Source organism: Bradyrhizobium sp. 14AA, from assembly GCF_054185205.1.
In genome coordinates, this window is sequence record NZ_JAVAYM010000187.1 from 1 (window position 1) to 438 (window position 438).

General features: G+C 70.5%; 1 protein-coding gene. It reads left to right on the top strand.

What is annotated here, in order from left to right; genetic code table 11:
• Positions 1-79: 79 nt before the first annotated feature.
• The coding region (locus RAD15_RS43935) for an MFS transporter (RefSeq protein WP_458184882.1) at positions 80-438 on the top strand (359 nt) is incomplete at its 3' end.

Sequence of the window (438 nt, forward strand, 5' to 3'; positions counted from 1 at the left end):
CCAGGCCCGTCTTGCGGCGGCGATCCAATAAGTGCATACGCACATATCAGATCGGCATCCGCTTCGAAAGGGCGCGCCCGTGGCCGGACACGCATCCTCGCTTCTTTCCGTATCCCTGGCGCGGCGCGGCGTGCACTACGGCTGGGCGGTGGCGGGCGCCACCTTCCTGACCATGCTGGTCACCGCCGGCACCATCGGCGCGGCGGGCATCCTGATCCTGCCGCTCCAGCGGGAGTTCGGCTGGGACACGGCCTCGATCTCGGTCGCGCTGGCCGTCCGCCTCCTCCTGTTCGGGCTGATGGGCCCCTTCGCGGCGGCCTTCCTCAACCGCTACGGCCCGCGCCGGGTGATGCTCACGGCGATCGCCCTGATCGCCTCGGGGCTCCTCGCCTCGCTGGCGATGACCCGCGTCTGGCACCTCGTGCTGCTCTGGGGCGT